The 26,810-nt window shown below is 58.7% G+C and carries 23 protein-coding genes; 9 read left to right on the plus strand and 14 right to left on the minus strand.

Annotated features, from left to right (window positions below; translation table 11 throughout):
• Positions 1–28: 28 nt before the first annotated feature.
• Positions 29–2,155 (minus strand): methylmalonyl-CoA mutase, encoded by a 2,127-nt coding sequence (gene scpA, locus ACR0MV_RS10875; RefSeq protein WP_480702130.1) that lies wholly within the window; start codon positions 2,153–2,155, stop codon positions 29–31.
• Between the two features lie 168 nt (positions 2,156–2,323).
• Between scpA and ACR0MV_RS10880 the strand changes: the two genes are divergently transcribed.
• On the plus strand, positions 2,324–2,770 hold the full coding sequence (locus ACR0MV_RS10880) for a DUF4174 domain-containing protein (RefSeq protein WP_170422830.1): 447 nt from the start codon (positions 2,324–2,326) through the stop codon (positions 2,768–2,770).
• A 76-nt stretch (positions 2,771–2,846) separates the two neighbouring features.
• Here ACR0MV_RS10880 and ACR0MV_RS10885 read toward each other — a convergent pair whose 3' ends face one another.
• The gene (locus tag ACR0MV_RS10885) at positions 2,847–4,892 is read right to left on the minus strand and encodes an acetyl-CoA carboxylase biotin carboxylase subunit (protein WP_480702131.1); all 2,046 of its coding nucleotides are present in this window, start codon (positions 4,890–4,892) and stop codon (positions 2,847–2,849) included.
• Between the two features lie 117 nt (positions 4,893–5,009).
• Complete coding sequence (locus ACR0MV_RS10890) at positions 5,010–5,213, minus strand: hypothetical protein (protein WP_480702132.1); 204 nt, start codon at positions 5,211–5,213, stop codon at positions 5,010–5,012.
• A 650-nt stretch (positions 5,214–5,863) separates the two neighbouring features.
• Between ACR0MV_RS10890 and ACR0MV_RS10895 the strand changes: the two genes are divergently transcribed.
• On the plus strand, positions 5,864–7,021 hold the full coding sequence (locus ACR0MV_RS10895) for a DcaP family trimeric outer membrane transporter (protein WP_480702133.1): 1,158 nt from the start codon (positions 5,864–5,866) through the stop codon (positions 7,019–7,021).
• An 86-nt stretch (positions 7,022–7,107) separates the two neighbouring features.
• Here ACR0MV_RS10895 and ACR0MV_RS10900 read toward each other — a convergent pair whose 3' ends face one another.
• The 3 genes from ACR0MV_RS10900 to ACR0MV_RS10910 all read right to left on the minus strand — a co-directional run bounded on the left by ACR0MV_RS10900 (position 7,108) and on the right by ACR0MV_RS10910 (position 9,695).
• Positions 7,108–7,461 carry a hypothetical protein gene (locus ACR0MV_RS10900; protein ID WP_170422838.1) on the minus strand — a complete coding sequence of 118 codons (354 nt, stop codon included), beginning with the start codon at positions 7,459–7,461 and terminating at the stop codon, positions 7,108–7,110.
• Positions 7,462–7,588: 127 nt separating this feature from the next.
• Entirely contained in the window at positions 7,589–8,074 is a 486-nt protein-coding gene (locus tag ACR0MV_RS10905) for a DUF6497 family protein (protein ID WP_480702134.1), read from the minus strand.
• 88 nt (positions 8,075–8,162) lie between these two features.
• Positions 8,163–9,695 carry an acyl-CoA carboxylase subunit beta gene (locus tag ACR0MV_RS10910; protein ID WP_170422840.1) on the minus strand — a complete coding sequence of 511 codons (1,533 nt, stop codon included), beginning with the start codon at positions 9,693–9,695 and terminating at the stop codon, positions 8,163–8,165.
• A gap of 183 nt (positions 9,696–9,878) precedes the next feature.
• On the opposite strand from ACR0MV_RS10910, the gene ACR0MV_RS10915 reads away from it, so the two are divergent.
• Positions 9,879–11,084 carry a multidrug effflux MFS transporter gene (locus tag ACR0MV_RS10915; RefSeq protein WP_480702135.1) on the plus strand — a complete coding sequence of 402 codons (1,206 nt, stop codon included), beginning with the start codon at positions 9,879–9,881 and terminating at the stop codon, positions 11,082–11,084.
• A 65-nt stretch (positions 11,085–11,149) separates the two neighbouring features.
• Positions 11,150–12,550, plus strand: a complete 1,401-nt coding sequence (locus tag ACR0MV_RS10920) for a helix-turn-helix domain-containing protein (RefSeq protein ID WP_170422845.1) — start codon at positions 11,150–11,152, stop codon at positions 12,548–12,550.
• Positions 12,551–12,619: 69 nt separating this feature from the next.
• On the opposite strand, the gene ACR0MV_RS10925 is transcribed toward ACR0MV_RS10920, so the two are convergent.
• The 6 genes from ACR0MV_RS10925 to ACR0MV_RS10950 all read right to left on the minus strand — a co-directional run bounded on the left by ACR0MV_RS10925 (position 12,620) and on the right by ACR0MV_RS10950 (position 18,395).
• Entirely contained in the window at positions 12,620–12,859 is a 240-nt protein-coding gene (locus ACR0MV_RS10925; protein ID WP_170422847.1) for an HP1242/YdcH family protein, read from the minus strand.
• Positions 12,860–12,949: 90 nt separating this feature from the next.
• Complete coding sequence (gene betA / locus ACR0MV_RS10930; protein WP_480702136.1) at positions 12,950–14,608, minus strand: choline dehydrogenase; 1,659 nt, start codon at positions 14,606–14,608, stop codon at positions 12,950–12,952.
• Positions 14,609–14,681: 73 nt separating this feature from the next.
• Positions 14,682–16,190 carry a choline-sulfatase gene (gene betC / locus ACR0MV_RS10935; RefSeq protein WP_480702137.1) on the minus strand — a complete coding sequence of 503 codons (1,509 nt, stop codon included), beginning with the start codon at positions 16,188–16,190 and terminating at the stop codon, positions 14,682–14,684.
• Entirely contained in the window at positions 16,187–16,759 is a 573-nt protein-coding gene (gene betI / locus ACR0MV_RS10940) for a choline-binding transcriptional repressor BetI (protein ID WP_170422853.1), read from the minus strand. Before betI ends, betC begins: the two co-directional genes overlap by 4 nt.
• Positions 16,760–16,846: 87 nt before the next feature.
• Positions 16,847–17,755, minus strand: coding sequence for a DMT family transporter (locus ACR0MV_RS10945; protein WP_480702138.1), 909 nt, complete (start codon positions 17,753–17,755; stop codon positions 16,847–16,849).
• Between the two features lie 40 nt (positions 17,756–17,795).
• Positions 17,796–18,395: a LysE/ArgO family amino acid transporter gene (locus tag ACR0MV_RS10950; protein ID WP_480702139.1), complete on the minus strand. Its 600-nt coding sequence runs from the start codon at positions 18,393–18,395 to the stop codon at positions 17,796–17,798.
• 86 nt (positions 18,396–18,481) lie between these two features.
• Between ACR0MV_RS10950 and ACR0MV_RS10955 the strand changes: the two genes are divergently transcribed.
• Positions 18,482–19,372, plus strand: a complete 891-nt coding sequence (locus ACR0MV_RS10955; RefSeq protein ID WP_480702140.1) for a LysR family transcriptional regulator ArgP — start codon at positions 18,482–18,484, stop codon at positions 19,370–19,372.
• A gap of 9 nt (positions 19,373–19,381) precedes the next feature.
• Here ACR0MV_RS10955 and ACR0MV_RS10960 read toward each other — a convergent pair whose 3' ends face one another.
• Positions 19,382–20,656 carry an MFS transporter gene (locus ACR0MV_RS10960; protein ID WP_480702141.1) on the minus strand — a complete coding sequence of 425 codons (1,275 nt, stop codon included), beginning with the start codon at positions 20,654–20,656 and terminating at the stop codon, positions 19,382–19,384.
• Positions 20,657–20,824: 168 nt separating this feature from the next.
• A complete protein-coding gene (locus ACR0MV_RS10965) occupies positions 20,825–21,565 on the minus strand; it encodes a YebC/PmpR family DNA-binding transcriptional regulator (RefSeq protein WP_170422863.1) in 741 nt (246 codons plus the stop codon).
• Positions 21,566–21,675: 110 nt separating this feature from the next.
• On the opposite strand from ACR0MV_RS10965, the gene ACR0MV_RS10970 reads away from it, so the two are divergent.
• The 4 genes from ACR0MV_RS10970 to ACR0MV_RS10985 all read left to right on the plus strand — a co-directional run bounded on the left by ACR0MV_RS10970 (position 21,676) and on the right by ACR0MV_RS10985 (position 26,802).
• Positions 21,676–23,448 (plus strand): SLC13 family permease, encoded by a 1,773-nt coding sequence (locus ACR0MV_RS10970; RefSeq protein WP_480702142.1) that lies wholly within the window; start codon positions 21,676–21,678, stop codon positions 23,446–23,448.
• A 16-nt stretch (positions 23,449–23,464) separates the two neighbouring features.
• The gene (locus tag ACR0MV_RS10975; protein WP_480702143.1) at positions 23,465–24,199 is read left to right on the plus strand and encodes a glutamine amidotransferase; all 735 of its coding nucleotides are present in this window, start codon (positions 23,465–23,467) and stop codon (positions 24,197–24,199) included.
• Positions 24,200–24,271: 72 nt separating this feature from the next.
• A complete protein-coding gene (locus ACR0MV_RS10980; RefSeq protein WP_480702144.1) occupies positions 24,272–25,129 on the plus strand; it encodes a bile acid:sodium symporter family protein in 858 nt (285 codons plus the stop codon).
• Positions 25,130–25,140: 11 nt separating this feature from the next.
• The gene (locus ACR0MV_RS10985; protein ID WP_480702145.1) at positions 25,141–26,802 is read left to right on the plus strand and encodes an FAD-binding dehydrogenase; all 1,662 of its coding nucleotides are present in this window, start codon (positions 25,141–25,143) and stop codon (positions 26,800–26,802) included.
• Positions 26,803–26,810: the final 8 nt, after the last annotated feature.

Consider the following 26,810-nt stretch of genomic DNA (forward strand, 5'->3'; position numbering starts at 1 on the left):
GCTTTTCGGCGAAAAACCTTGCGCTGAGTCACGCTTTGGCTTCGCCGATCAGGCGCAGGATGTCTTGTGCGGCCTCGGGAATGTTGGTGCCCGGACCAAAGATCGCCTTTACGCCATGGTCATAAAGGAACTGATAGTCCTGCTGCGGGATCACGCCGCCGCAGATGACGATGATATCCTCGGCACCGGCTTTCTTGAGTTCTTCCACCAGCTGCGGCGCCAGCGTCTTGTGGCCTGCCGCCTGCGAGGAAATCCCGACCACGTGCACATCGTTGTCCACCGCATCCTGCGCGGCCTCGGCAGGTGTTTGGAACAGCGGGCCCACATCCACGTCAAAACCGATGTCGGCAAAGGCGGTTGCGATTACCTTCGCGCCGCGGTCGTGACCGTCCTGCCCCATCTTGACCACCAACAGACGGGGGCGGCGGCCTTCGGCTTCGGCGAACTCTTCGATGGATTTCTGGATCGCTGCAAAACCTTCGTCACCTTCGTAGGCGGCACCATACACACCGGCCAGCGTCTTCACCTCGGCGCGGTGACGGCCGAATTCCTTCTCCATTGCCATGCTGATCTCTCCTACGGATGCGCGGGCGCGGGCGGCCTCGACGGCAGCGGCCAGCAGGTTTCCACCCTCGCGGGCGGTGGTGGTCAGGGCCTCAAGTGCGGCCTCACACGCGGCTTCGTCCCGCGTTGCACGGATACGCTCCAGACGCGCGACCTGAGCTTCGCGTACGGCAACGTTGTCGACGTCCAGAATGTCGATCGGGTCTTCCTGTTCCTTGCGGTATTTGTTGACCCCAACGATGACCTCGTCGCCCTTGTCGATCATCGCCTGACGACGGGCAGCACTTTCTTCGATCCGCAGCTTGGGCATTCCCGATGCAACGGCCTTGGTCATACCGCCCATCTCTTCGACCTCTTCCATCAACGCCCAGGCCTTTTCGACCAACTCATTGGTCAGGCTTTCGATGTAGTACGACCCGGCCAGCGGATCGACCACATCGGTCACGCCAGTCTCTTCCTGCAGCACCAGCTGGGTGTTCCGGGCAATGCGAGCCGAGAAATCGGTGGGCAATGCAATCGCCTCGTCCAGAGCATTGGTGTGCAAGCTTTGCGTCCCGCCCAGAACCGCGCTCATCGCCTCATAAGCGGTGCGGATCACGTTGTTATAGGGGTCCTGTTCCTGCAAGCTGACACCCGATGTCTGGCAGTGCGTGCGCAGCATCTTGGACCGCTCAGATTTCGCCCCGAAATCGGTCATTACGCGATGCCAAAGGGTACGCGCGGCGCGCAGCTTGGCGATCTCCATGAAGAAGTTCATACCGATTGCAAAGAAGAACGACAGACGGCCTGCGAACTTGTCCACGTCCATCCCGGCCTCAGTCGCCGCACGGACATATTCCCGCCCGTCGGCCAGCGTATACGCCAGTTCCTGTACCAGGTTCGCCCCGGCCTCTTGCATGTGGTAGCCAGAGATCGAGATCGAGTTGAATTTCGGCATCTCGTTCGAGGTGTACTCGATGATGTCCGAAATGATCTTCATCGACGGTTCAGGCGGGTAGATATACGTATTCCGCACCATGAACTCTTTCAGAATGTCGTTCTGAATAGTGCCCGCCAGCAGCGATTTGTCGTGCCCCTGCTCTTCCCCCGCGACTATGAAACTCGCCAAAATCGGGATCACCGCGCCGTTCATGGTCATCGAGACCGAGACCTTGTCCAGCGGGATACCGTCAAACAGGATCTTCATGTCCTCGACCGAGTCGATGGCCACGCCAGCCTTGCCGACATCACCGACCACGCGCGGATGATCACTGTCGTACCCGCGGTGCGTCGCAAGATCGAAGGCGACCGAGACACCCTGCTGACCGGCGGCCAGATTGCGACGGTAGAAGGCGTTCGACTCTTCGGCTGTCGAAAACCCGGCATATTGGCGGATCGTCCAGGGACGCCCCGCATACATCGTCGCCTTAACCCCGCGCGTGAACGGGCCAAAGCCAGGAAGCGAGCCCATATGCGGCAGGTTGGCTGTGTCCTCTTGCGTGTACAAAGGTTTGACGTCGATACCTTCCAATGTTTCTTTGGTCAGGTCGTCCAACGGGCGTCCGCGCAACTCTTTCTCGGCCAGCGCCTGCCAGTCTTTCGTATCGGTCATTGCGTGTTCCTTTTCTCAATTCGGGTCGCAGTCAGGCTTTGCCCATGCGATTTGACGATCAGCGCCGCCCGTTTCGGCGGGGTTGAGCGCGATATTTTGAAGCCTGCGTGCAAATCGCCGGTCGCATTCACCGGCGCAGGGGCTATATTCAAACGAACAGGAGGCCCCATGACACGAACGCTTGCCCTTGTTTTCTCGGCACTATTCCCGCTGGCCGCGATGGCTGCCGACGGGGCTGCACCGGCTGAGGACGAATTCGTTCGCCCAGTAGGCGACAGCGAACTCAGCGAATTCTTGTGGGTCAACCGACCCATCGTCGTATTTGCGGATACCCCGGCAGACCCGCGGTTCCAGCAGCAGATCGACATGCTAGTCGAAGGCGAAGCAGCCATGCGAGATCGCGATGTCGTCGTGCTGACCGATACCGATCCATCGGCCAGGTCCCCTATCCGGTCACAGCTGCGGCCGCGCGGCTTCCAGATGGTGTTCGTCGACAAGGACGGCGTCGTCAAACTGCGCAAACCGTCCCCGTGGAGCGTGCGCGAGATCGGCCGTTCCATCGACAAGACGCCCCTGCGCGAACGCGAAATCCGCGAACGGCGCGAGGGCGGCTGAACGCCTTTGCCACGCCCAGTACCCCCGGCGCAAAACGCCGGGAAAACCTTGGGATATGGCAAAAGCAGGGTCACGATCACTCGAACTCGATGATCACTTCGTCCACGGCGAGGCTGTCGCCGGGGCCCGCGTTGACCTTGGCAACAACACCTTTCTTCTCGGCGCGCAGGATGTTCTCCATCTTCATCGCCTCGATCGTGCACAGCGCCTGGCCTTCCTGCACTTCCTGGCCCACTTCGACATCGATCTTCACGACCAGGCCGGGCATCGGACAGAGCAGCATTTTCGAAGTATCCGGCGGCAGCTTTTCGGGCATCAGCTTGGCCAGCTCTGCCTGACGCGGACGCCGCACATTTACCTTCAGATCCGCACCCCGGTTACGAATGCGGAACCCGCCCGAGATCTTGCCGACCTTCAGGACCAGCGGGCTGCCATCGACATCCAGAACGGCCAACTGGTCACCTGGCGTCCAGTCTGATGCGACGCGCATGGTTTGCCCGTCCTCAAACTTGATCGTTGCCCCTTCTTTGTCAGCGCCGACGCGTACCGCGAATTCGTTGCCTTGCACGGACACAACCCAACGGTTGCCGACTTTACGCTCGTGATTGTCCATCCGGCCGGAAACGCGCGTCCGGCGAATTTCCGAAACACGATACATCGCCGCGCAGGACGCTGCGATCCGCCGCAGATCACCTTCGGGCAGTTCGACGCCTTCGAAACCATCCGGATACTCTTCCGCGATGAAGGCTGTGGTCATATCACCGCTGACGAATTTCGGGTGATCCATCACGGCCGACAGGAACGGAAGGTTGTGACCGATGCCTTCAACCTCAAAGCTGTCCAGCGCCACGCGCATCGCCTCAATCGCGGCTTCACGGGTCGGAGCCCATGTGCACAGCTTTGCGATCATCGGGTCGTAATACATGCTGATCTCGCCGCCTTCATAGACGCCGGTATCGTTACGCACGGCCGCCTCACCTTCTGGCGCGTCACCTTGCCACTTGCCGTTCACCAGCATCGGACCGGCGGCGATTTCCTGTGGCGGACGATAACGGGTCAGACGACCAATTGATGGCAGGAAGTTACGGTATGGGTCCTCAGCATACAGACGGTTTTCAATCGCCCAGCCAGTCAGTGTCACATCGTCCTGAGTGATGGTCAGCTTTTCACCGGCCGCCACACGGATCATCTGCTCGACCAGATCAACACCAGTGATCAATTCGGTGACCGGGTGCTCCACCTGCAGACGCGTGTTCATTTCCAGAAAGTAGAAGTTCTTGTCGCCATCGACGATGAATTCCACAGTACCCGCGCTGGCGTAATCCACGGCCTTGGCCAGGGCCACAGCCTGTTCACCCATCGCCTTGCGGGTCTCGGGATCGAGGAAAGGCGACGGAGCCTCTTCCACCACTTTCTGGTTCCGGCGTTGGATCGAGCATTCGCGCTCGCCCAGATAGATGCCGTTACCGTGACTGTCGCACAGAACCTGAATTTCGATGTGGCGCGGCTGGGTCACGAATTTCTCAATGAAAATCCGGTCATCGCCAAAGGAATTCGCAGCTTCGTTCTTGGACGACTGGAAACCCTCGCGCGCTTCTTCGTCGTTCCACGCGATCCGCATACCCTTACCGCCGCCGCCGGCGCTGGCCTTGATCATGACCGGATAGCCGATTTCATTCGAAATCTTTACAGCCTCTTCGGCATCCTCGATCAAACCCATGTAGCCGGGAACGGTCGAAACGCCAGCCTCCTGAGCGATCTTCTTCGAGGTGATCTTGTCACCCATGCTTTCGATCGCGCCTTTTGGGGGGCCGACAAACGCCACGCCTTCCGCCTCCAGCGCTTCTGCGAATTTGGCGTTTTCCGACAGGAAGCCGTAACCGGGGTGGACGGCCTGCGCGCCGCTTTGGCGGATGGCATCCATAACCTTGTCGATCACGATGTAGGACTGGTTCGCAGGCGGCGGGCCGATGTGAACCGCCTCGTCCGCCATCGACACATGCAAGGCGTTCTTGTCTGCGTCCGAATAAATGGCAACGGTGCCGATACCCATTTTGCGGGCGGTCTTGATAACCCGGCAGGCAATCTCACCCCGGTTGGCGATCAGGATCTTGTTAAACATGGAACGTCCTTTGTCTTGGTGTTCTGAAAACGCAAAATGCCGCCGCGGAGAGTATTCTCCACGACGGCATGATGCGTGATTACGATCGGGGCGACGCACGCCCCGGAAAACCCGGTACTACCTACAGGTGTTCTGTGTCTTGCAATACAGGACGTTGCCTGCCGCGCCGACCACGGCCCCAAACAGCAGGTCCGAGTTGAGAACTGCTGCGCCGACCGCGCCCGCACCACCGCCAAGCAGCGCCTGCTCGCCGGTGTTGTCGCCGCAGGCGGCCAGGCCCGCACAGGTCGCCATTGCAAGAATGAGTTTTGAGATGCGCATGATATCTGCCCCTTTTGGATTCTTGATGTGTTCGGGGGCAGATGCGTTATTCCGGCCTTGTTATTCAATAACAGGCAGTCCTGACTGAGGTTTTGCGCAGATTTGTGCCGCTTTACGTACAGTACACGCGAAAAGAAAAACGCGGACAGGACTTTGTGAAAATCACAAGCCTGCCCGCGGAAGGAAGGGGTACGGAATAGTAGGTGCATGTGCGACGCAGGCAAAGTAGAGCCGCACGGCTTGAACAGGTTGCTCGGCACAATCAACCGCGTAAACAAAGTATTGTTTCTGGTAAGGATTCCGGCTGGAAATCGCCCATTAGGCGAATAGGCGCGCAGATTCGTGCCGAGGCTCTGCGATGCACCGGGCGCCTTCTCACACTGCGAAACCGTCACAGTTCCGTTACAAAACGCCTTCGAAAGGTGGTTTTCTGCATCTGCATCATCACGGGTCGCCAAAGGCGGAGTTGGAATTTCCTTTCCGGGCTGCAAATGGTTAACCGATCTGTTCACCCCGGCGTGAGCGCAGCTCGAAATCCGAGCACGTTTCCTTGAGAAATCAGGTGTTTCCCGTCCCGTTCTCGTGATTTCCCTCACAACGCCTTGCGTGGAACGGTTCTCGTGCACACTCGCACACAAGGAAACATCCACATGATTGCAAAGAGAAAAACGGCGTCGCTGCTTGCCGTATCCGCGCTTGGCCTGTCCGGCACAGCCGCTATCGCGCAAGATGCCCAGACCCAAGCCGAGCTTGATGCGCTGCGCGCCCGCGTCGAAGCCCTTGAGGCCGGGAAACCCGGTGCCGGGACAGGTGACCTGCGAATCGGAAATACCACGCTTGATGTTTACGGATACGTGAAGGCTGATTTCTTTTTCGACACCGATTTTGAACTGGGCGACCTGGCCGATGCGACCCGAATTGGTGAGCCGGCGAATGCGACAAGCGGCACGTTTGGAGCCACCGTGCGCCAGTCTCGGATCGGGCTTCGCACGAACACGCCGTCTGCTATCGGTGACATCTCGGGCCAGTTGGAACTTGATCTGTTTTCCGGCGGTTCGGATGGGCCGGCGGAGCTGCGCCTGCGCCACGCCAACATCCACATCGGAGACGACTGGCTGATCGGTCAATACTGGACCAATTTTCAGCCCCTGGACACCTACCCAACAACCGTCGAGTTCAACGGCCCTGTCGGCATTCCCTTCGCCCGCGTCCCTCAGGTGCGCTATACGAACACCATCGGATCGGACACAACCTTTGCGGTATCGATCGAAGAGAATGTCGGTGGCTCGAACTCGAACGATCCCGTTCTGACTGGCTCGCTCGAATACAACACCGGCACCTACCTTGCTCGCGCCTCGGCCCTGTACGGCAAAGCCCAATCCGGCGCAGTCGAAGTGGATCAGACCGGCTATACACTTTCGGCAGGTGTTCGCCCCTGGCAAGGCGGTCTGTTTCAGGTCAACTATGTCGATGGCGAAGCGCTTGGCCCCTACCTGATCGCTGCCGGTGACGCGGTCGTTAACGGGCAGGCCAACGACGTAGACGGCTTTACCGTAGAGTTCCGTCAGGACCTCAGTGCCAAATGGAATGTCGGCATCGCCTACGGGCAAGAGAACTATGATCTGCCGACCTCGACCGGAACCCTGTCGTTTACCGAAGTCGAAACGATCCACGTCAACGCGTTTTATAAAGCAACCGACAATCTGACCCTCAGCGCCGAATTCTTCTACGGCGAACGTAACGACGCGCCGACCGGGCGCACATTTGACAGCAACCGCATTCAGCTTGCAGCCCAGCTCAATTTCTGAGCGCACATACCTGCCCTGCCCCATTGCGGGCAGGGTTCTGGGCCGGGATGGCCGCAAAGTGTTATGTGCGACAGCGGTTTGCACGATCAGCGAACCCCGTCGAATATGTCCGGGAACGAAACCCGCCCCACATCCGGGTCGATCACCAACAGCGCGTCATAACTGGCCGGGTCAAACGGGTCCTCTGCCGGAATGACCTCACGCTCGAACAACCAACTCAAGCGACCTGCATCCAGATTGCCCCTTTCAAAAGGCTGATCTCTGAAATGCGCCCACAGCGCTTCCATGAAAGCCGCATCCGCGCGCTTGTCTGCGGGCTTGCGATCCCGGAAACGCTCGCGCCGGGTCAGGGGCGTTACGCCCTTGGGATTGGCACGGCGAATGGTGAACTGGAAATCCGTACCCGGCAGGCGCCCGGGAAACCCACGATGTTTCAGCATGGCGTCACCTCGGCCGAACCGGGGATCAATTCGTAACACCCATCACAGGATGATGTCATTTTGCGCACCTCCAAAACCGCGTCGCTGTTCAGAAATGCTCTGACGTGATGAACAGAGAGATTCATGGTCAAAGCCCCTCCCAGATACACCGGGACTGTTCCAGCCGGTAGGCTTCAAAGAATTGCGTTGCGTCGGGGGTCGCGCGGCCAAACTCAATCGGACGATCAGACAGGGAAATGACCACGCGCGCGGGCTCAAGTTCGTACTTGGCCACGTAAGCGACCGCCAATGTCTGGCACAGATGCTCCATATCCACCGCCGCGATGTCATAGCCGATACGGCCGACGTCAGACCCGATACGTGGAGCGATAAAGCGAAAGCGTACCCAAAGTTCGCCGGGATTGTCATCCAGCAGAACGTCGCTCAGGTGCACAGGCTGGCCCGAAGGGACCGGCAGCAGATTTTCGTTTTCAGCCAGAACAGGAAACCCAATGCCCAAAAGGGCCAGGACTAAGGCGCGATCCCGGACCCGCCATAGGCAAGCTCCTCTCTCCGGGATCGCGCGCGCATGGCTTTTGGCCCGCGCTTTTCTATGTCCAATGGGGAAAACCATTTATCAGTTGTGGCCTCAAAGTCAATTTTTTACCGAAGAATCTGCCCTGGCCGTGTATTTGGCCGGGCAGATCAGTCGGTGTTTCCGTTTACAGCGGAATATTGTCGTGCTTTTTCCACGGGTTTTTCAGCTGTTTGTTGCGCAGGCTGGCAAACGCGCGCGAAACACGGCGGCGGGTCGATTGCGGCATGATCACCTCGTCGACAAAGCCACGCTCGGCGGCGACGAACGGGTTAGCAAACCGATCTTCATAGTCCGCCTGGTGCTGCGCCGTCTTTTCGGCATCGTTCAGGTCAGCACGGTGAATGATCTCGGTCGCACCTTTCGCGCCCATCACCGCGATTTCCGCCGTGGGCCACGCATAGTTGAAATCGCCGCGCAGGTGCTTGGAAGCCATAACCACATACGCACCGCCATAGGCTTTGCGGGTAATCACGGTGACTTTTGGCACGGTCGCTTCTGCGTAAGCGTAAAGCAGCTTGGCCCCGTGCTTGATAACACCGCTGTATTCCTGCTGCGTACCAGGCAGGAAGCCAGGCACATCCACAAACGTCAGGATCGGGATTTCAAAGCAGTCGCAGAAGCGCACAAACCGCGCGGCCTTGCGCGAACTGTCGATGTCCAGACACCCGGCCAGAACCATTGGCTGGTTCGCCACAACTCCGACCGTCTGCCCTTCAAGCCGGATGAACCCGGTGATGATGTTCTTGGCAAAGTCTTCCTGGATTTCGTAGAAGTCGCCCTCATCCGCTACTTTGGTGATGAGCTCTTTCATGTCGTAGGGCGTATTCGGGTTATCGGGGACAAGCGTGTCCAGCGATGCTTCGACCCGGTCAGGCTCGTCAAAGAACGGGCGAACCGGAGGTTTTTCCTTGTTGTTGAGCGGCAGGAAGTCCACCAGACGGCGAACCTCGGCCAGAGCCTCAACATCGTTTTCAAACGCAGCATCGGCGACCGAGGATTTCTTGGTATGGGTCGACGCACCGCCCAGTTCCTCGGCGGTGACCACTTCGTTGGTGACTGTCTTCACCACGTCCGGTCCGGTCACGAACATGTACGACGAGTCTTTGACCATGAAGATAAAATCCGTCATCGCCGGGCTGTACACCGCGCCACCCGCGCAGGGGCCCATAATCACGCTGATCTGTGGAACAACGCCCGAGGCGGTCACGTTGCGTTGGAACACTTCCGCATAACCCGCCAGCGATGCCACGCCTTCCTGAATCCGCGCACCACCCGAGTCGTTGATGCCGATCACAGGCGCACCATTCTGGACCGCCATATCCATAATCTTACAGATTTTCTGCGCATGCGTTTCCGACAGCGAGCCGCCGAACACCGTGAAATCCTGGCTGAACACATAGACCATGCGGCCGTTGATGGTGCCCCATCCCGTCACAACGCCGTCGCCCGCAGGCTTTTGTTTTTCCATCCCGAAATCGGTACAGCGGTGGCTGACGAACATGTCGAACTCTTCAAAGCTGCCCTCATCCAGCAGCAGCTCGATCCGTTCACGTGCCGTCAGTTTTCCGCGCGAATGCTGCGCGTCGATGCGCCGTTGTCCGCCACCCAGCCGTGCGTCGTTGCGACGGTCTTCAAGTTCGGAAAGGATGTCTTTCATAGCGATGATCCCCTGTAAAATTTGGCGCGACACTATACGCTGCGGCGCAAAGTCCAAAGCGCCTTTCCGCAAATTTGCAAACTATTGCCAATCCCTCTGATGAATATTGTAAACCTGCAAATTTTACCCCTGAAGGATCAAGACGGATGGCATTCCTTTGTGCGCTCACTATACAGATGAACCATGCAGTTTAGTTCTTCTTCGGCGCACCGCACGCCACCGACCATTGGCACCCTTGTTTTGCTGTCCGGCCTGTCCGCGCTCAGCCTGAACCTGTTTCTTCCCAGCCTGCCAAACATGGCCCTGCATTTCCAGGCAGACTACAAGGTCATGCAGTTGTCGATTGCCTTGTATCTTCTGGTCAACGCGGTCCTGCAAATCCTGATCGGTCCACTTGCTGACAAGGCAGGGCGGCGTCCCGTGCTACTATGGGGGCTGGCGCTTTTTTTGATCGCCACGCTGGGCTGCATATACGCCCCTAACATCGAGATCTTTCTGGCTTCCCGGATGTGCCAGGCGGTTGTTGTCGTCGGCATGGTCCTAAGCCGGGCCGCTGTGCGGGACATGTACGATCAGGATCAGGCAGCGTCGATGATCGGCTATGTCACAATGGGCATGGCTGTCGTCCCCATGATTGGCCCGGCAATCGGAGGCCTGTTGGAAGAGAGTTTTGGCTGGAAGGCCAACTTCTGGCTTCCTTTCGCACTGGGTATGCTGACGCTGCTTCTGACCTATTCGGATTTCGGAGAAACCTCTGCCAAAAGCGGTAAATCGCTGGTCCAGCAATTTCGCGAATACCCCGAATTGCTGCGATCGCCGCGGTTCTGGGGCTATTCGCTGTCCTCTGCCCTGTCTTCAGGCGCGTTCTTTGCCTATTTGGGCGGCGCCCCCTTCATCGGCACCGAGCTGTTCGGCCTGAGTGCAGCCGAGGTCGGCATCTACTTTGGCGCGCCCGCCGTCGGCTATTTTGTCGGGAACTTCGTTAGCGGTCGCTATTCGGTCCGTTTCGGCGTGAACCGGATGGTGCTCTGGGGGTGTTGGCTAAACGCAAGCGGCGTGGCGATGTCTGCTGTTCTGTTCCTGGCGGGCTTTGGTACGGCTCTCAGCTTTTTCGGCTTTATGACTTTTGTTGGTGTCGGCAACGGGATGACGATTCCCAATGCGACCTCGGGCGCGCTGTCCGTACGCCCTCACCTGGCGGCTACCGCCTCCGGCCTGAGCGGAGCCATCATGCTGGGCGGCGGTGCGGGCCTCAGCGCTTTGGCCGGCACTCTGCTGACACATGAAACCGGGGCCATGCCTTTGCTCTGGCTGATGCTGGCGACAGCAGGACTGGCGGTCTGCGCAATTCTGTCCGTCATCCGACGAGAGCGACAACTGGGGCTGTAACTCAGCTTGCCTAGGGCGGTTTGCAAAGTTAGCTTGCCAAAATAGGAAAGTTGCAAAGGCCCGTCATGGCGACTCAAAAGCTATATGCTGGTGCGAAACTGCGCGAAATGCGCACGCGCCTGTCTCTGACCCAAAAGGAATTCGCTGCAAAACTGGGCGTGTCCCTTCCCTATCTGAACCAGATGGAGAACAACAACCGGCCGATCTCGACCACGGTTGTTTTGGCGCTGGCGCAGGAATTCGGAATGGACGTGACCGAACTGAGCACCGGCGACAGCGAGCGTCTGGTCTCGGACATGCGCGAGGCCTTAGCCGACCCGGTCTTTGACGATGCCGTTCCCCCGCTTGCTGATCTGCGCCTGACTGCGTCGAATGCACCGGCGCTGGCGCGGGCCTTTATTGCGCTGCACAGGACATATCGCCAAACGCATGAACGCCTTGCATCGCTGGACGAGGCACTGGGGCGCGAGGACGCCCAGATTCAAGCAAGCCCCTGGGAAGAAGTCCGCGACTTCTTTCACTATTGCGACAACTACATCGATGCGGTCGATCGCGCTGCAGAACGGTTCGCAAGACGCGCCAGCGATGCGGGTGGCATACGCGCTGCTGCGCTCGACAGCCTCTCTGAACGTGGAATCCGGGTTCAGTTCCCCGAAATCGAGGAAACGCGGAAATATGACCCTGAGAACAAGACGTTGCTGCTGTCGTCCCGGACCACACCGCAAACTCAAGTGTTTCAGCTTTTGCTGCAGGTCGCTCTGATCAGTCAGGACAAGCTGCTGGAAGCAACGCTGGACTTTGCCAAATTCCAAAGCGACGAGGCCCGCGCAATTGCTAAGATAGGGCTTGCGAACTACTTCGCAGGTGCATCTTTGATGCCCTATGCCGAGTTTCTGGCCGCGGCCCAGGAATATCGTCATGACCTGGAATTGCTCAGCAACCGGTTTGGAGCTTCCATCGAACAGGTGGCACACAGGCTGTCAACGCTGCAACGCCCCGGGGCAAAAGGCATCCCGTTTTTCTTCGTCCGCGTCGATCAGGCGGGTACGATCACCAAAAGGCATTCTGCCACGCGCTTGCAGTTTGCCCGGTTCGGCGGCGCATGCCCGTTGTGGAACGTTCATCGCGCGTTTGAAACACCGGGTCACTTCCTGCGCCAATTGGCGGAAACACCTGACGGGGTGCAATATATCTCATTGGCACGGGATGTATCGAAGTCCGGCGGTTCGTTCGGAGCCCCCGTCCGCCGTTATGCCATCGCGTTGGGATGTGAGGTGCGCCATGCCGAGGCTCTGGTTTATGCCGACAATCTGGATTTCAACAATGCCAGCGCGTACGAACCCATTGGTATCTCGTGCCGTATCTGCGAGCGGCAAAACTGTCACCAACGCTCGGTCCCGCCGCTGGAACGCCGCCTGACGATCAACGCCCATACCAGAGGTACGCTGCCTTATGAGGTCACCTGACCTTTTGCCGGAGGCAAAAATGCGGGAGAAGCGGGATTTAATCGACGGGGGCAGAGCCCCCGCCAGAACTCAGGCTTTTGACAGGATCGCCCAGATCTCGTCCTTCAGGGCTGCACGTTTCTTGCGCAGCTCAGTTTCAGCCAAGTCTTCCATCGGCTCGACATTGGTTTCGGCACGATGAACTTCGCGGTTGATCTCGTGGTATTCGTCCGCCAGCCGAGCAAAATGCGCATCCGACTGTTTGAGCTGGCTCATCAGCTCAACCTTGTCCGGAAACTCTTGGGCCAGTTCGTGCGGGGTGTGGGACATTCCTGTTCGCTCCTAAAATATGTCGTTGCGATACAAGTCTAGACGCCCCACCCCCACATCACTTTGACGCGGATCAAATCCGGCGTTCATTTAGCGTTGTGCCACCGCCCATTGCGGGTGAATCCAAGGCCGGTCGTTGGCCGCCGGCAAGGCGTCCTTGCCCAGCAGGTGGTCCGACATCTTCTCGCCCACCATGATCGACGGAGCATTCAGGTTGCCGTTGGTGATCTGCGGGAAGATCGAGCTGTCTGCAACGCGCAACCCGTCAACACCAATGACCCGCCCCTGCGGGTCGACAACGGCATTCTTGTCGTCTGACCGGCCCATGCGGCACGTGCCGCAAGGGTGATAGGCGCTTTCGGCGTGTTCGGCGATAAAGGCATTCAACTCTTCGTCGGATTGGACGTCTGCACCTGGTTGGATCTCTTTCCCGGCATAGGGTTTAAAGGCGTCTTGCCCAAAGATTTCGCGCGTCAGGCGAATACAGGTTCGGAAATCCTCCCAATCCTCTTCGTGGCTCATGTAATTGAACCGGATCACCGGCGCATCTTCGGCCTTGGCCGAGCGCAGCGTTACGGCCCCCCGAGAAGGGGAACGCATCGGGCCGACATGGGCCTGGAACCCATGACCCTCTGCTGCCGCCTGACCGTCATAGCGGACGGCGATTGGCAGGAAGTGGTACTGAATGTCCGGGTATTCGACACCGGGCTTGGACCGAATGAACGCAGCGCTTTCGAACTGGTTCGACGCACCAAGACCGGTCTTGGTGAACAGCCATTGCGCACCAATCAGGCCTTTGCTGATCAGGTTCCAGTGTTTGTACAGCGTGATCGGCTGCAAAGACGCCTGTTGGATGTACAATTCCAGATGGTCTTGCAGATTTGCGCCCACGCCGGGGCGGTCGGCCACGACGTCGATACCGTGTTCTGCCAGATGGGCCGCGGGACCGATGCCGGACAACATCAACAACTTGGGCGAGTTGATGGAAGACGCGGCCAGAACAACTTCGCGCCGTGCGCTGATGATTTCTGCTTTGCCGCCACGGATCAACTCAACCCCGGTCGCGCGGCCGTTCTCCATCACCACTTTTGTGGCCAACCCACGCACGATGTCGCAATTTTCACGCTTGAGCGCGGGTTTCAGATACGCATTTGCCGCCGACCAGCGCCGTCCTTTCCAGACGGTCTGCTCCATCGGGCCAAAGCCTTCCTGCTGCTCGCCATTATAGTCTCCGGTCACCTCATAGCCAGCCTGCTGACCGGCATCGACAAAGGCCTGAAACAGCGGGTTTTCGCGCGGGCCACGCGACACGTGCAGCGGACCATCGGTACCACGCCAGGTCGGGTCGCCACCGTGGCCACCGTCGTGCCAGGTCTCCATGCGCTTGTAGTAGGGCAGCACATCCGCATAAGACCAACCATCGGCGCCCATCTCGGCCCAGGTGTCAAAGTCGCGCGCATGGCCGCGCACGTAGACCATGCCATTGATCGAGGATGAGCCGCCGATCACCTTGCCGCGCGGGCAGGCAAGTTCGCGGTTGTTCAGGTGCGGCTCGGGCTCGGACCGGTAACCCCAGTCATACATCGGCATGTTCATCGGGTAGCTCAGCGCCGCTGGCATCTGGATGAACGGGCCAGCATCAGTGCCGCCATGTTCGATCACCAGAACCGAGGCCCCGGCCTCGCTGAGTCGATAAGCCATCGCGCATCCTGCGGATCCTGCGCCAACGATGACGAAATCTGCTTCCATTTTCAGGTCTCCAAAACCCGCCGAGCCCGTTCAAGGCGCCTCCGGCGGGAGTATCTTCAATAGGGTGAAGAGGTCACTCACCGCGCGGGAAGCGGGCGTTTTCCTCGACGACATTCAGATCCATGTGGTTGCGCATGTAGCGCTCGGATGCCTTTTGCAGCGGCTGGTAATCCCACGGGTAATAACCACCTTGCCGCAAGGCTTCGTAAACGACCCAACGGCGGGCCTGGCTGGCGCGGACGTCGGCATCGAACTGGTCCAGATCCCAGCGCGCCTCGGACTTGGCACGCAAGGTCTCCAGCGTGCCTGCGTGTTCGGGTTTGTCGGCGAGGTTTTCCAATTCGTGCGGGTCCGCGTCCAGATCGTACAACTGGTCCGGGTCCAACGCGCAGCGGTTGTATTTCCATTTGCCATAGCGCAGCGAGACCAGCGGCGCATAAGATGCCTCGGCAGCGTATTCCATTGCGACCGGAGCGGTCCGTTCGGTACCATTGGCAAGCGGCACAAGGTCTTCGCCATCCGTCCATGGGGCGATCTCCGCCATATCGACACCGGCCAGCGCACCCAGGGTCGGCGTGACGTCAATCGTCGAGACCGGCGTATCGATCCGCCCCGCAGGCATCCCCGGCGCAGAGATCATCAACGGCACGCGAGCCGAGCCTTCGTAGAAGTTCATTTTGAACCACAACCCGCGTTCCCCCAGCATATCGCCGTGGTCCGAGACAAACATGATGATCGCCTCTTGCCGCGTGGTTTCCAGCACTTCGAGGATTTCGCCAATCTTGTCGTCCAGATACGAGATGTTGGCGAAATAAGCGCGACGGGATTTACGGACGTCGTCTTCGGTGATGTCAAAGCTGCGCCAGTCATTGGCGTCAAAGATACGCTTCGAATGTGGATCCTGATTGTCATAGCCAAGGTCCGCGACCTCGGGCTGCAGGTGCTCACAGTCTTCGTAGAGGTCCCAGTATTTGCGACGCGCCACATAGGGGTCATGCGGGTGGGTGAAGCTGACGGTCACGCACCACGGACGGTCATCCTTGCCACGGGCCAGATCATACAGCTTGGCCTTGGCGTTGTAGGCGACCTCGTCATCGTATTCCATCTGGTTGGAAATCTCAGCCACGCCTGCGCCCGTGACCGAGCCCATATTGTGGTACCACCAATCGATACGTTCACCGGGTTTTCGATAATCGGGCGTCCAGCCGAAATCGGCCGGGTAGATATCGGTGGTCAGACGGTCCTCGAACCCATGCATCTGATCGGGGCCGACAAAGTGCATCTTGCCGGACAAACAGGTGTAGTAGCCCGCACGGCGCAGATGGTGCGCATAGGTGGGGATATCGCTACGGAATTCGGCCGCGTTGTCATAGACCCCCGTGCGCGAGGGCAACTGACCGGACATGAAACTGGCCCGCCCCGGCGCGCAAAGCGGCGAGGCCGTGTAAGCGTTGGCAAACCGGGTCGACCGCTCGGCCAGTTTTTTCAGATTGGGAGCGTGAAGCCATTCGGCGGGACCATCAGGAAAGAGGGTCCCGTTGAGCTGATCCACCATCAGGATCAGAATATTCGGCTTTGTCATTTTTCAGCCTCGAGCAGAGTGTTGAGGACACGCATGGCGTGGTTCACCGCCAACTGCGGTTCTTCCGGGGCGCTGAGTGCGGCGCGGATATAAAGCCCGTCGATCAGGGCGATCATGTTTACAGCGGCCTCTTCGGGGTCGCTGAGCAAGGGGCGCAGGGCATGGGTCAGGTTCGACCGGATGCGCGCCTGATAGATTTGCCACAGGCGCAGGGCATCATCGTTTGTCTGCGCCAGCACATAGAAGGTCATCCATGCTGCAATGACATCCGGTGTAAAACAGGACGGAGCAAAACAGGCCCGGATAATCGCCTGAGCACGCTCGCGTGGGGCAGCGTTCTTTAGCTCACCACGGGCCTCGTCAGCGAAATCGGACAGGATACGGCGCATGGCGGCCAGAAAGATCTGGTCCTTGCCGCCGAAGTAGTGATGTGCCAGCGCACTGGACATCCCTGCCCGTTTGGCGATCTGGCTGACTGTCACATCAAGGGATTTCTTCGACCCGAGCTCGGCAATCGTTGCCTTGACGATCGCATCACGACGGATTGGCTCCATTCCGAGTTTCGGCATCGCTATCCCCTCATTACGTAAACTGTGAAAACGCTAAGGGGTTTTTATTGACTCGTCAATCAATAACGTTTTGCGCCGCGCGTGCGATCACAGTTTTGGCGCGATACTGGGCGTCGTCAAGTTGCTACGGTTCAAAACCGCTTCTCGCCAGGCGATGAAGCTGACCGCCAACAGAATCACGGTTCCGCCCGCGACAACCCAGATGTCGATACTTTCGTGGAACACCAACGCCCCAAGCAATGTGGCCCAGATCAGCTGCAGGAACGTAACGGGCTGCGTCACCGCAACCGGGGCGGCCTTCAGGGCCAGGGTCATGAAATAGTGACCCATCGTGGCAAAGCTTGCCACAAGAAACAAAACGCCAAGGTCGCGCAGGCTGGGTGGGGTCCAGACAGCAATCGCGAATGGGATCAAAGCTAAGGTCACCCAAATTGACATATGAGCTACGACGACCGAAGGCGGCAGATCACGTACCAGCACTTTGGCTATCAGGTAGGACCCACCCAAGGTCAGGGCCGTGCCCAACATTGTGATGTGACCGGGCGAAATCTCACGAAACCCCGGACGCAGGATGATCAGAACGCCGATCAACGCCACCAAAATCGCCGCAATCCGGCGGAAGGCAAGCGGTTCTCCCAAAAAGAGAGCCGCTCCGAGGGTGACATAAACCGGTGTCATGTAGTTCATCGCCGTGACTTCGGCCAACGGGATCTGGGTCATCGAAAAGAACCACAACATGACGGCAAAGGCATGAACGACGCCACGCGTGCCCAGCAAAACCAAGTGCCTCTTTGTCAGGTGCGTGGTCAGAACCAGCCGAAGCGCAGGCAGCAAAAAGATCAACCCAAACGCAAATCTCAGAAATGCGGCCTGGATCGGGTCCATGGTTGGCCCAAGCGACTTGACCAGGGCGGTCATGATCACAAAGGACAGGCCCGCCGCAAACATCCAAAGCATGCCTGCCAGCGGTCGATGTTGGGCGGCCAAACTTGTCATGTTAAGGGTTGAACACCGAAACCTCGACAGAGGCAACCCATCACATCAACACAAGTTTGACAGCAATCGCCAGCATGACCAGACCAATCAGTAGATCCAGAACCTGCCACGCCCTGGCACGTCTGAAAATCGGTGACAGAACGCCCGCCCCGTAACCGAGCGAAAAGAAGAACACAAAGCTGGCCGTCATGGCACCAATGGCAAAGGCCAAACGGTCCTCATATTGGGCCGAGATCGATCCGATCAGGACAACCGTATCCAGATAGACATGCGGGTTCAGCCAGGTGAAGGCCAGAACGGTCAGCAGAACCGATTGCAGGCTGGCACGCTGGCCTTCGCTGATCTCCATCACCGCACCGCCGCGCCAGGCCGAACTCAGACTGCGCAGACCATACCACGTCAGAAAAATCGCGCCGCCGTAGCGCATCACAGTCTCGAACCACGGCAAGGCCTGCGCCAAGGTGCCGAAACCAGCGACCCCGGCAGCAATGAGGATGGCGTCCGACACCGCGCAGGTCAGGCACAGTGGGAACACATGTTCACGTCGCAGGCCTTGTCTCAGGACAAAGGCATTTTGGGCACCTATGGCCAGGATCAGGCTGAAGCCTAGTACGAAACCTGCGATCAAGGATGTGGGCATGAGACCTCCGACGTTCTGCAGCGTTGACTAATCGCACGACTTCCTTCAATCAAATTAAAGATATTGAATCTAGTTAAGCTGAACTAATGTTGTTAGACCCAAATCACCTGTCTGCATTGTCCGCCATTCTGCGCCACGGCAGTTTTGACGCCGCCGCGTCGGACCTGTCGGTGACGCCATCAGCCGTCTCTCAACGGATCAAAGCGCTTGAAGACCGTGTCGGCGCAGCCCTGATCAACCGCGGAACACCGTGCACGGCCACCCCGCTGGGTTTACGCGTTGCGCAGCACGCTGAGGACATTGGGCTGCTTGAGGCAAAACTCGCCCGCGAACTGACCCTGGATCAGACGAGCGGCCCGGCCCGCGTACGCATCGCGGTTCCGGCAGACGTTCTGGCGACATGGTTCATCGACGCGATGTCTCAAGTCGACGGCCTGCTGTTCGACCTCGTCGTCGACGATCAGGACCACTCTGCAGAATGGCTGCGACGCGGCGAGGTCAGCGCCGCCATTACAGTCGGAGGAGACACAATCCCCGGCGCGGACGCCCTCGCCCTGGGTGCAATGCGGTATGTCCCCACGGCCAACCCGGATTTCATGAGCAAATGGTTCGCTGATGGGGTGAATGCCGACACATTGTCCCGCGCGCCCTGCCTGACGTTCAACCGCAAGGACTCTTTGCAAAAGGCATGGTTAACCCGGCAAACTGGTCAGCACCTATCCCCGCCATCGCATTTCCTACCCTCTTCGCAAGGGTTTGTTGAAGCGGCAATTGTCGGGTTGGGATGGGGCATGAACCCGGTCGGCCTTGCGCAAGATGCGCTGGAGGATGGCCGCTTGTGCCCTGTTCTGCCAGACGCGCCACTGGACGTGAGGCTGACCTGGCAAGTTGGCCGGGTCCTGTCCGCAGCGCTTGCCCCTCTGACCGCTGCGGTCAAACGCACTGCGGCTAGGGCTCTTCTTCCTGTCGACACCTGAGTTGCCAACTCAGGACCGAACGGCGGTTTTTGTATGTGGCAGAACCACGCGATAGCAGTTGATGGCCGCAAAAAGGCTGGTGGCGACGATGAACGCGATCGCCCAAACGACCTCGTGCATATGCGCAATTCCCGCAAGAGCGGCAGAGAACAGCACACCTGAAATCCGGCAAATGCTTTTGACGGCAGCCGCCCCTTTGACCCGCTGGTCCTTGGGCGCGACGTCCAGAAAATACAGCTTTCTGGCGCTGCCGATCCCGGTCACGGCAACCGTCACGATGAACAAGGCAACAGCATGCAGGTGCACTTCATGATCAATGCCCAAAAAATGCACCAGCAAAAGCGCACCCCCGGTGACCGCAACCATCAGGTTTCCGACCACCATGACAGCCCGGTGTGACTTCATGTTCACGAATTGCCACAACGGGGCAGAGATCAGATATCCCGACGCCGAAGACACGATCATGGCCGTCAGCCCCTTGGCCGAACTGTGATGAGCTTCAGCAGCGATCAGAGCAAAAAAGGGAACGGCCAGGGAAACTACAACAAGCGGCATCCGCATAACCATGTAACGACGGAACCATGCCTCATCGAACATGGCGGCGATATCGGTGAAGTTCTCGACGAACTTTCGCTTGCCAATGGGCTGAGATGCGGCCTTATCCTCGGGCGGCCCTGCATCCTCAGACATCATTAGGATCGACAGGCCGGAAAGGACGAAAAAGGTCACAGACACGGCGATGATTGCAGAATGTCGTGAAAACGGTGGGTTTTCCTTGGTGAGTTCATGCACCAGCAGTACAATACCAATCGCCACCAGCCCACCGACGCCCAGCTGCAGGTAGTGCATGACCATCCGCGATTTTGAATGCACGTGGTCCCCAAGCAGGTCGGTATACATAAGTGACTGGATCTCTTCGATCAGGCCGATCAGAAAGAATGCGGCCACAAAAGCCAGACCGATAACCGGCACGATGCCGGTCGCGGCAACCACCAAGGCCATGACGAGGCAAGCGCCAATGGCAACTTCGGTCATTGCGATTGCGCGTTTCTTCCGTTCCCGCGCAGCAATCGGTTGCGCCAGAAACACGTCAGAAATCATGCTGCCAACCATACGCACCGAAACCAATGCCCCGGCTATGAACATCGGAAGCTCTAACGAGACCGCCAGAAACGGCAAAACGACGGACGGGCTGCCCAATGTCCAGGCCACCTGAGACAAAATGCTTTGCCCGGCCAGGACCGGGACGTTCCTTTTTGACGTATCCTGAGCGATGTCCGTCACTCGCTTGCGTGTTCTTCCATGCTCTGCACAGCGTGTTCGCCGCACAGGGTTGGATAATCCAGTCTTTTCAGCATACTCAGTTCGGCGCTACCGGCCAAGAACCCTATGTGCACAATGCAAAAAACCCGACCAGAGGCCGGGTTTTGCAAGCACGTATCGCGATAAGTGTCAGAGTTGCGCCATGACCTCATCTGTCGCTTCGAAGTTTGTGGTCACGCGCTGAACGTCATCGTCGTCTTCCAGCGCATCAACCAGCTTCATCAGCTTTTGCATATCTTCCAGACCAAGTTCGGTCGTCGTGGTGGGCTTCCAAACCAGCTTGGTGGATTCGGTTTCGCCCAAGGCGGCTTCAAGCGCGTTCGACACTTCGTTCAGGTCGGTATCAGCACACCAGATGATGTGACCCTCGTCCGAACTTTCGACATCTTCGGCACCGGCCTCGATCGCCGCCTCGAAAACAGTGTCCGCATCGCCGACTGTCGCCGGGTAGACGACTTCGCCCTTGCGTTCGAACATGAACCCGACCGAGCCGGTCTCACCCAAGTTCCCGCCATTCTTCGAAAAGGTCGAGCGCACGGTCGAAGCGGTGCGGTTGCGGTTGTCGGTCATCGTCTCGACGATCACGGCGACACCGTTCGGGCCGTAACCCTCGTACCGGATTTCTTCGTAGTCGTCGCCTTCACCCGCCACCGATTTCTTGATCGCGCGGTCGATCACGTCCTTCGGAACCGAGTTCGACTTGGCCTCTTTCACCGCCAGACGCAAGCGCGGGTTTTTGTCGGGATCAGGGTCGCCCATCTTGGCGGCGACGGTGATCTCTTTCGACAGCTTGGAAAACAGTTTGGACCGCGCGGCGTCCTGACGTCCCTTGCGGTGCTGGATATTGGCCCATTTGGAGTGGCCTGCCATGGTGCGTCCTCGTCATCATGTTTGCGTATTCGGCGCTCATATAGACGTTTGCAGGGCAAAGGATCAAGAGAGCGGCTTGCGACAGTCACTCTGACCGGTATGGTGACCGCATGACGACAGACCAGATTATTCTTTTTTCCCTTTTCGCGATTGTCTTTGGAATGCTGCTTTGGGGGAAATTCCGATACGACCTCGTGGCCTTCACCGCACTTTTGATCGGCGTTGTACTGGGTGTGGTCCCCGTTGACGATGCATTTGCCGGGTTCGGACACCCGGCGACGATCATTGTTGCGCTGGTGTTGGTTGTCTCAGCCGGGCTGGTCCGGTCGGGGGCCGTCTTTTTGATCACCCGCACACTGGTCGACGCGTCACGTGGGCTGGGCGCGCATATCGCGCTGATGGGCGGGATCGGCGCGGTTCTTTCGGCCTTCATGAACAACGTGGCAGCGCTTGCACTGTTGATGCCGGTCGACATCCAGACCGCGCGCAAAGCCGGACGAGCCGTCGGTTTGACGCTGATGCCGCTCAGCTTTGCGACTATCCTTGGGGGGATGGCCACGTTGATCGGCACGCCACCCAACATCATCATCGCCTCGATCCGGGCCGAAACTTTGGGCGAACCGTTCAGCATGTTCGATTTTGCGCCTGTCGGTGGACTCGCAGCCATTGCGGGGCTGGCATTTGTCGCACTGATCGGGTGGCGCCTGATCCCCAATCGCGGACCGCAGGAAGAGGCATCAGAAACCCTCGCCGAATATATCGCCGAATTGACGGTGCCAGAAGAGTCTCCACAAATCGGCAAACGCGTAAGCGAACTATATGAGGCCGCTGAAAAATCCGACGTGGCCATCATCGGCCTGATCCGGGATGGCAAGCGACGTTATGGCCGGTCGGCCCATGCAACGTTGAAACCGGGCGACGCGCTGGTTCTTGAGGCACGGCCAGAGGCACTGGATGAGTTCCGCACGGCTCTGAACCTCGACTTCTCGGACACACGTCGTCAGGAACTGTTGACGGCCGAGGGGGACGGCCTGGAAGTGGTCGAGGTTGTCGTGCCGCTGAACGCGCGCGCTACCGGACGCACTGCGCAAGGTCTTGGGCTGGCGTGGCGTCAAAGCACCGTTCTGATGGGTATCTCTCGGCAGGGTCGCCGCATCACCGAACAGGTCCGCAAGACCGAGATCGAGGCCGGCGATATCCTTCTGCTGCTCTGCCCGCGCGACCGCAGCGCCGACGTAACCGAGTGGCTTGGTTGCTTGCCCCTGGCCGAGCGCGGGCTGAACGTTACAGCCAATGACAAGGCATGGCTGGCGATTGGTCTGTTCGCCGCCGCAGTGCTGGCAGCCAGTGTCGGGCTGATTTACCTGCCAATCGCGTTGGGTCTGGTCGTTGTGGGCTATGTACTGACCAAGATCATGCCAATCTCTGAGATTTACACCCACATTGAATGGCCCGTTGTGGTGCTGCTGGGGTCAATGATCCCTTTGGGCAGCGCACTTGAGACGTCGGGCGGTACGGAACTGATTGCAAATGCGTTGATTCAATTGACGGATGGCTTGCCCGCCTGGGCCATTCTGACCGTGCTGATGGTGGTCACCATGACCCTGTCTGACGTGCTGAACAACACCGCGACAGCCATTGTCGCGGCCCCGGTTGGCATACAGATGGCCCGCACGCTTGAGGTGTCACCAGACCCGTTCCTGATGACGGTAGCCGTTGCCGCCTCGGCCGCGTTCCTGACGCCCATCGGGCACAAGAACAACACGCTGGTCCTGGGCCCCGGAGGGTATCATTTTGGCGACTACTGGCGCATGGGACTGCCGCTGGAAATCTTGATAATTGCCGTTTCCATCCCCGCAATCCTTGTCTTCTGGCCGCTGTGACGGATAAGAGCGCCATATGAAACGCTTTCTGATCCTGCAACTGCGCCCGGAAACCGATGCATCGGACGCCGAGTATGCCTCGATTCTGGACAAAACCGGCCTTTCACCGGAACAGACCCATCGCATACGGCTGGATTGCGAAGAGCTGCCCGTTGATCTGGATGTCACGGACTACGCAGGAGTGATCGTCGGTGGCGGGCCAGGATGTGTTAGCGACGATCCGGCCACCAAGTCCGACACCGACGCGCGGACCGAGACTGCCATCATGGGACTCATGCCTCAGATCATTGCGCGGGATCATCCGTTCATGGGCTGTTGCTATGGGCTTGGTATTCTTGCCGCACATCTGGGCGGCTCGGTCAGTAAAGAGCAGTACGGCGAACCTGTCGGCCCCTCAACCTGCCGTCTGACCGACGAAGGTGCCCAAGACCCACTAACTGCGGGCCTGGCCGACAGCTTCGATGCGTTCGTCGGTCACAAAGAGGCCGTTCAGGCCCTCCCGGACGGCTGCGTGCACCTGCTGGCCTCAGACCCCTGCCCGTTTCAGATGATCCGCTGGGGACAAAACGTTTATGCCACGCAGTTCCATCCCGAGGCAGACGCGGGCGATTTTGAACAGCGCATCAACATCTACAAGAACCACGGCTATTTCCCGCCCGAAGACGCCCAGCGCCTGATCGATATCTGTCATGCCGCAGATGTCACACAACCGGCAGAAATCCTGCGCAGATTTGCCGAACGTTACGGGTGACCTAACGGCGTTATTGCCTGACCTACAACCCCTCGCATAGGCTGGCCCGAACGGCTTTGGGAGGAGTTGTTCTTGGATCTTCTAATAAGTGTCGGCCTGCCGCTTTCGCTAGCCATCATCATGCTGTCTTTGGGCGTTGGCCTGGAGGTTGCCGATTTCCGCCGCGTCCTGAACCGGCGCTATCCATTCGCAATCGGCGCTTTGTGTCAGGTGGTGCTTTTGCCGGTCGTGGCCTTCATCACGGTCAAACTGTTTGCGTTGCCGCCCGAGATCGCGGTCGGCTTCATGATACTCAGTTTTTGCCCCGGTGGAGTCACCAGCAACATTCTATCGAAACTGGCCAAGGGGGATGTCGCCCTTTCGGTCAGCCTGACTGCTGTTATCAGCCTGCTGTCCATGGTCACCGTTCCTTTTCTCGCCGCTTGGTCGGTGAACCACTTCATGGGCGATGCCGCACCAGAGGTTTCCATCGCGGGGCTGGCCATAGCGATGTTCCTGATCACCACGCTTCCAGTGGCCCTCGGCGTAACACTTCGCAGCTTTGCAACCGACTTTGCAAAGCGGATCGAACCCACGTTATCCAAGATTGCGACAGTTCTTTTTGTGTTGATCGTGGTGGCTGCGCTGGCCGGAAATTGGCAACTGTTTGTCGACAACCTCGGCGTGATGGGGGCCGGTTTGATCTCGTTGAATATAGCGCTGTTGCTGATTGGGTTGGGCCTGGCGCGTGTAGCTAAACTGTCGTGGCAAGAAAGTAAGACGGTTTCCATCGAAACCGGAATACAAAACTCGACACTTGGGATTACACTGGCCGCATTGATCACCGCAACGGAAAGCGGGTTCAGCCCGCTGGCCCTGCCCTCGGCCGTGTATGGAATTACGATGTATGTTGTAGCCCTGCCCTTCATCCTTTGGTTCCGCAGCCGCTGAAAGGATAAGTCATGACCAACAATACTGCTGATGCCATTGTCGTCGGAGCTGGACTGGCCGGGCTGGCCGCCGCCGCCGAACTGGGCGATCGCGGAAAGAAAGTGATCGTGGTCGATCAAGAGCCCGAGCATTTTCTAGGCGGTCAGGCCTTTTGGAGCCTGGGTGGCCTGTTCATGGTCGACACACCTGAACAGCGGCGCATGGGTATCAAGGACAGCTATGATCTGGCCTTGCGCGACTGGATGGGAAGCGCGCAGTTCGACCGGGACGAGGACGCCTGGCCCCGCAAATGGGCCGAGTCCTATGTCGAGTTTGCAGCGGGCGAGATGCGCCCATGGCTGCACGACATGGGTCTGCGCTGGTTCCCTATCGTTGGTTGGGCGGAACGGGGTGGGTCCTATGCGGATGGTCACGGCAACTCGGTCCCTCGGTTCCACATAACATGGGGCACCGGCCCCGGCGTCTTGGAACACTTCATCCGTCGCGTGCGCGAGCATGTCAAAAATGGGCTGATCGAATTGAAGTTCCGCCACCAAGTCAGCCACATCATCGTGCAGAACGGCGCGGCCAAAGGCGTCTCGGGCGAAGTTCTGGCCGATGACACCGCCGCCCACGGCGCTAAGACCAACCGTGATGAGGTTGGCGAGTTCGAAGTTTATGCCCCAGCGGTCATCGTCACATCAGGCGGGATCGGCGGTAATTTTGAGATGGTGCGCAAGAATTGGCCGCGTGACCGTTTGGGCGAGCCGCCAGAGAACATGGTTGCGGGCGTTCCCTTCCACGTCGATGGCCGCATGATTGGCATCAGCGAAAAGGCCGGTGGGCATGTGATCAACGGCGACCGGATGTGGCATTACACCGAAGGCGTAAGGAACTGGGACCCGATTTGGCCTTCGCATGGCATCCGTATTCTTCCCGGGCCAAGCTCGATGTGGTTCGACGCGAAAGGCAATCGGTTGAAACCGCCCTGCCTGCCGGGGTTCGATACTTTGGGCACGTTGAAGGAAATCCTGAAAACCGGTCATGAATACAGCTGGTTTGTTCTGACCCAGAAAGTGATCAAGAAGGAATTTGCCCTGTCCGGGTCCGAACAGAACCCCGATATGACCAATGGCGGCTGGAAAGAGGTGCTGTTCCAGCGCATCCTGACCGGCTCAAAGGCCACTGCGCCGGTCGAAGCGTTTAAAGAGCATGGCGAGGATTTCGTCGTCGCCAACACTCTGACCGAACTTGTGAATGGTATGAACCACTTGGGCGGAGGTCTGATCGACGAGGCGCATCTGCGCGCACAGATTGAGGCGCGGGATTCCCAGATCGACAATCCGTTCACCAAAGACGCGCAGATGGCAGCAATTCTGGCGGCGCGCAATTATCGCGGGGATCGATTGATCCGCACGGCAAAGCCACACAAATTCCTGGAATCGGCCAACGGCCCACTGATTGCGGTTAAGCTGCACGTACTGACGCGCAAGACGCTTGGCGGGTTGCAGACCAATCTGGACAGCCAGATGATCGGCGCAGATGGTCAAGTTGTTCCCGGGCTATTCGCCGCCGGCGAGGTCGCTGGCTTCGGTGGCGGCGGTTACCACGGATACAACGCCCTTGAAGGGTCCTTCTTGGGCGGCTGCATCTTCTCGGGGCGTAACGCCGGCAGGTCCAGGGCCGTCGCGTGACGGCCCTT

It is taken from the genome of Ruegeria sp. BC3, assembly GCF_056539265.1.

Coding starts and splice junctions, on each gene's coding strand:
- ACR0MV_RS10955 (WP_480702140.1), top strand. CDS start 18,482: ATGTTGTTAGACCCAAATCACCTGTCTGCATTGTCCGCCATTCTGCGC.
- ACR0MV_RS10985 (WP_480702145.1), top strand. CDS start 25,141: ATGACCAACAATACTGCTGATGCCATTGTCGTCGGAGCTGGACTGGCC.
- ACR0MV_RS10915 (WP_480702135.1), top strand. CDS start 9,879: ATGCAGTTTAGTTCTTCTTCGGCGCACCGCACGCCACCGACCATTGGC.
- ACR0MV_RS10975 (WP_480702143.1), top strand. CDS start 23,465: ATGAAACGCTTTCTGATCCTGCAACTGCGCCCGGAAACCGATGCATCG.
- ACR0MV_RS10945 (WP_480702138.1), bottom strand. CDS start 17,755: ATGACAAGTTTGGCCGCCCAACATCGACCGCTGGCAGGCATGCTTTGG.
- scpA (WP_480702130.1), bottom strand. CDS start 2,155: ATGACCGATACGAAAGACTGGCAGGCGCTGGCCGAGAAAGAGTTGCGC.
- betA (WP_480702136.1), bottom strand. CDS start 14,608: ATGGAAGCAGATTTCGTCATCGTTGGCGCAGGATCCGCAGGATGCGCG.
- ACR0MV_RS10885 (WP_480702131.1), bottom strand. CDS start 4,892: ATGTTTAACAAGATCCTGATCGCCAACCGGGGTGAGATTGCCTGCCGG.
- ACR0MV_RS10925 (WP_170422847.1), bottom strand. CDS start 12,859: ATGTCCCACACCCCGCACGAACTGGCCCAAGAGTTTCCGGACAAGGTT.
- ACR0MV_RS10965 (WP_170422863.1), bottom strand. CDS start 21,565: ATGGCAGGCCACTCCAAATGGGCCAATATCCAGCACCGCAAGGGACGT.
- ACR0MV_RS10880 (WP_170422830.1), top strand. CDS start 2,324: ATGACACGAACGCTTGCCCTTGTTTTCTCGGCACTATTCCCGCTGGCC.
- ACR0MV_RS10905 (WP_480702134.1), bottom strand. CDS start 8,074: ATGGTTTTCCCCATTGGACATAGAAAAGCGCGGGCCAAAAGCCATGCG.
- ACR0MV_RS10950 (WP_480702139.1), bottom strand. CDS start 18,395: ATGCCCACATCCTTGATCGCAGGTTTCGTACTAGGCTTCAGCCTGATC.
- ACR0MV_RS10900 (WP_170422838.1), bottom strand. CDS start 7,461: ATGCTGAAACATCGTGGGTTTCCCGGGCGCCTGCCGGGTACGGATTTC.
- betI (WP_170422853.1), bottom strand. CDS start 16,759: ATGCCGAAACTCGGAATGGAGCCAATCCGTCGTGATGCGATCGTCAAG.
- betC (WP_480702137.1), bottom strand. CDS start 16,190: ATGACAAAGCCGAATATTCTGATCCTGATGGTGGATCAGCTCAACGGG.
- ACR0MV_RS10920 (WP_170422845.1), top strand. CDS start 11,150: ATGGCGACTCAAAAGCTATATGCTGGTGCGAAACTGCGCGAAATGCGC.
- ACR0MV_RS10970 (WP_480702142.1), top strand. CDS start 21,676: ATGACGACAGACCAGATTATTCTTTTTTCCCTTTTCGCGATTGTCTTT.
- ACR0MV_RS10890 (WP_480702132.1), bottom strand. CDS start 5,213: ATGCGCATCTCAAAACTCATTCTTGCAATGGCGACCTGTGCGGGCCTG.
- ACR0MV_RS10910 (WP_170422840.1), bottom strand. CDS start 9,695: ATGAAAGACATCCTTTCCGAACTTGAAGACCGTCGCAACGACGCACGG.
- ACR0MV_RS10895 (WP_480702133.1), top strand. CDS start 5,864: ATGATTGCAAAGAGAAAAACGGCGTCGCTGCTTGCCGTATCCGCGCTT.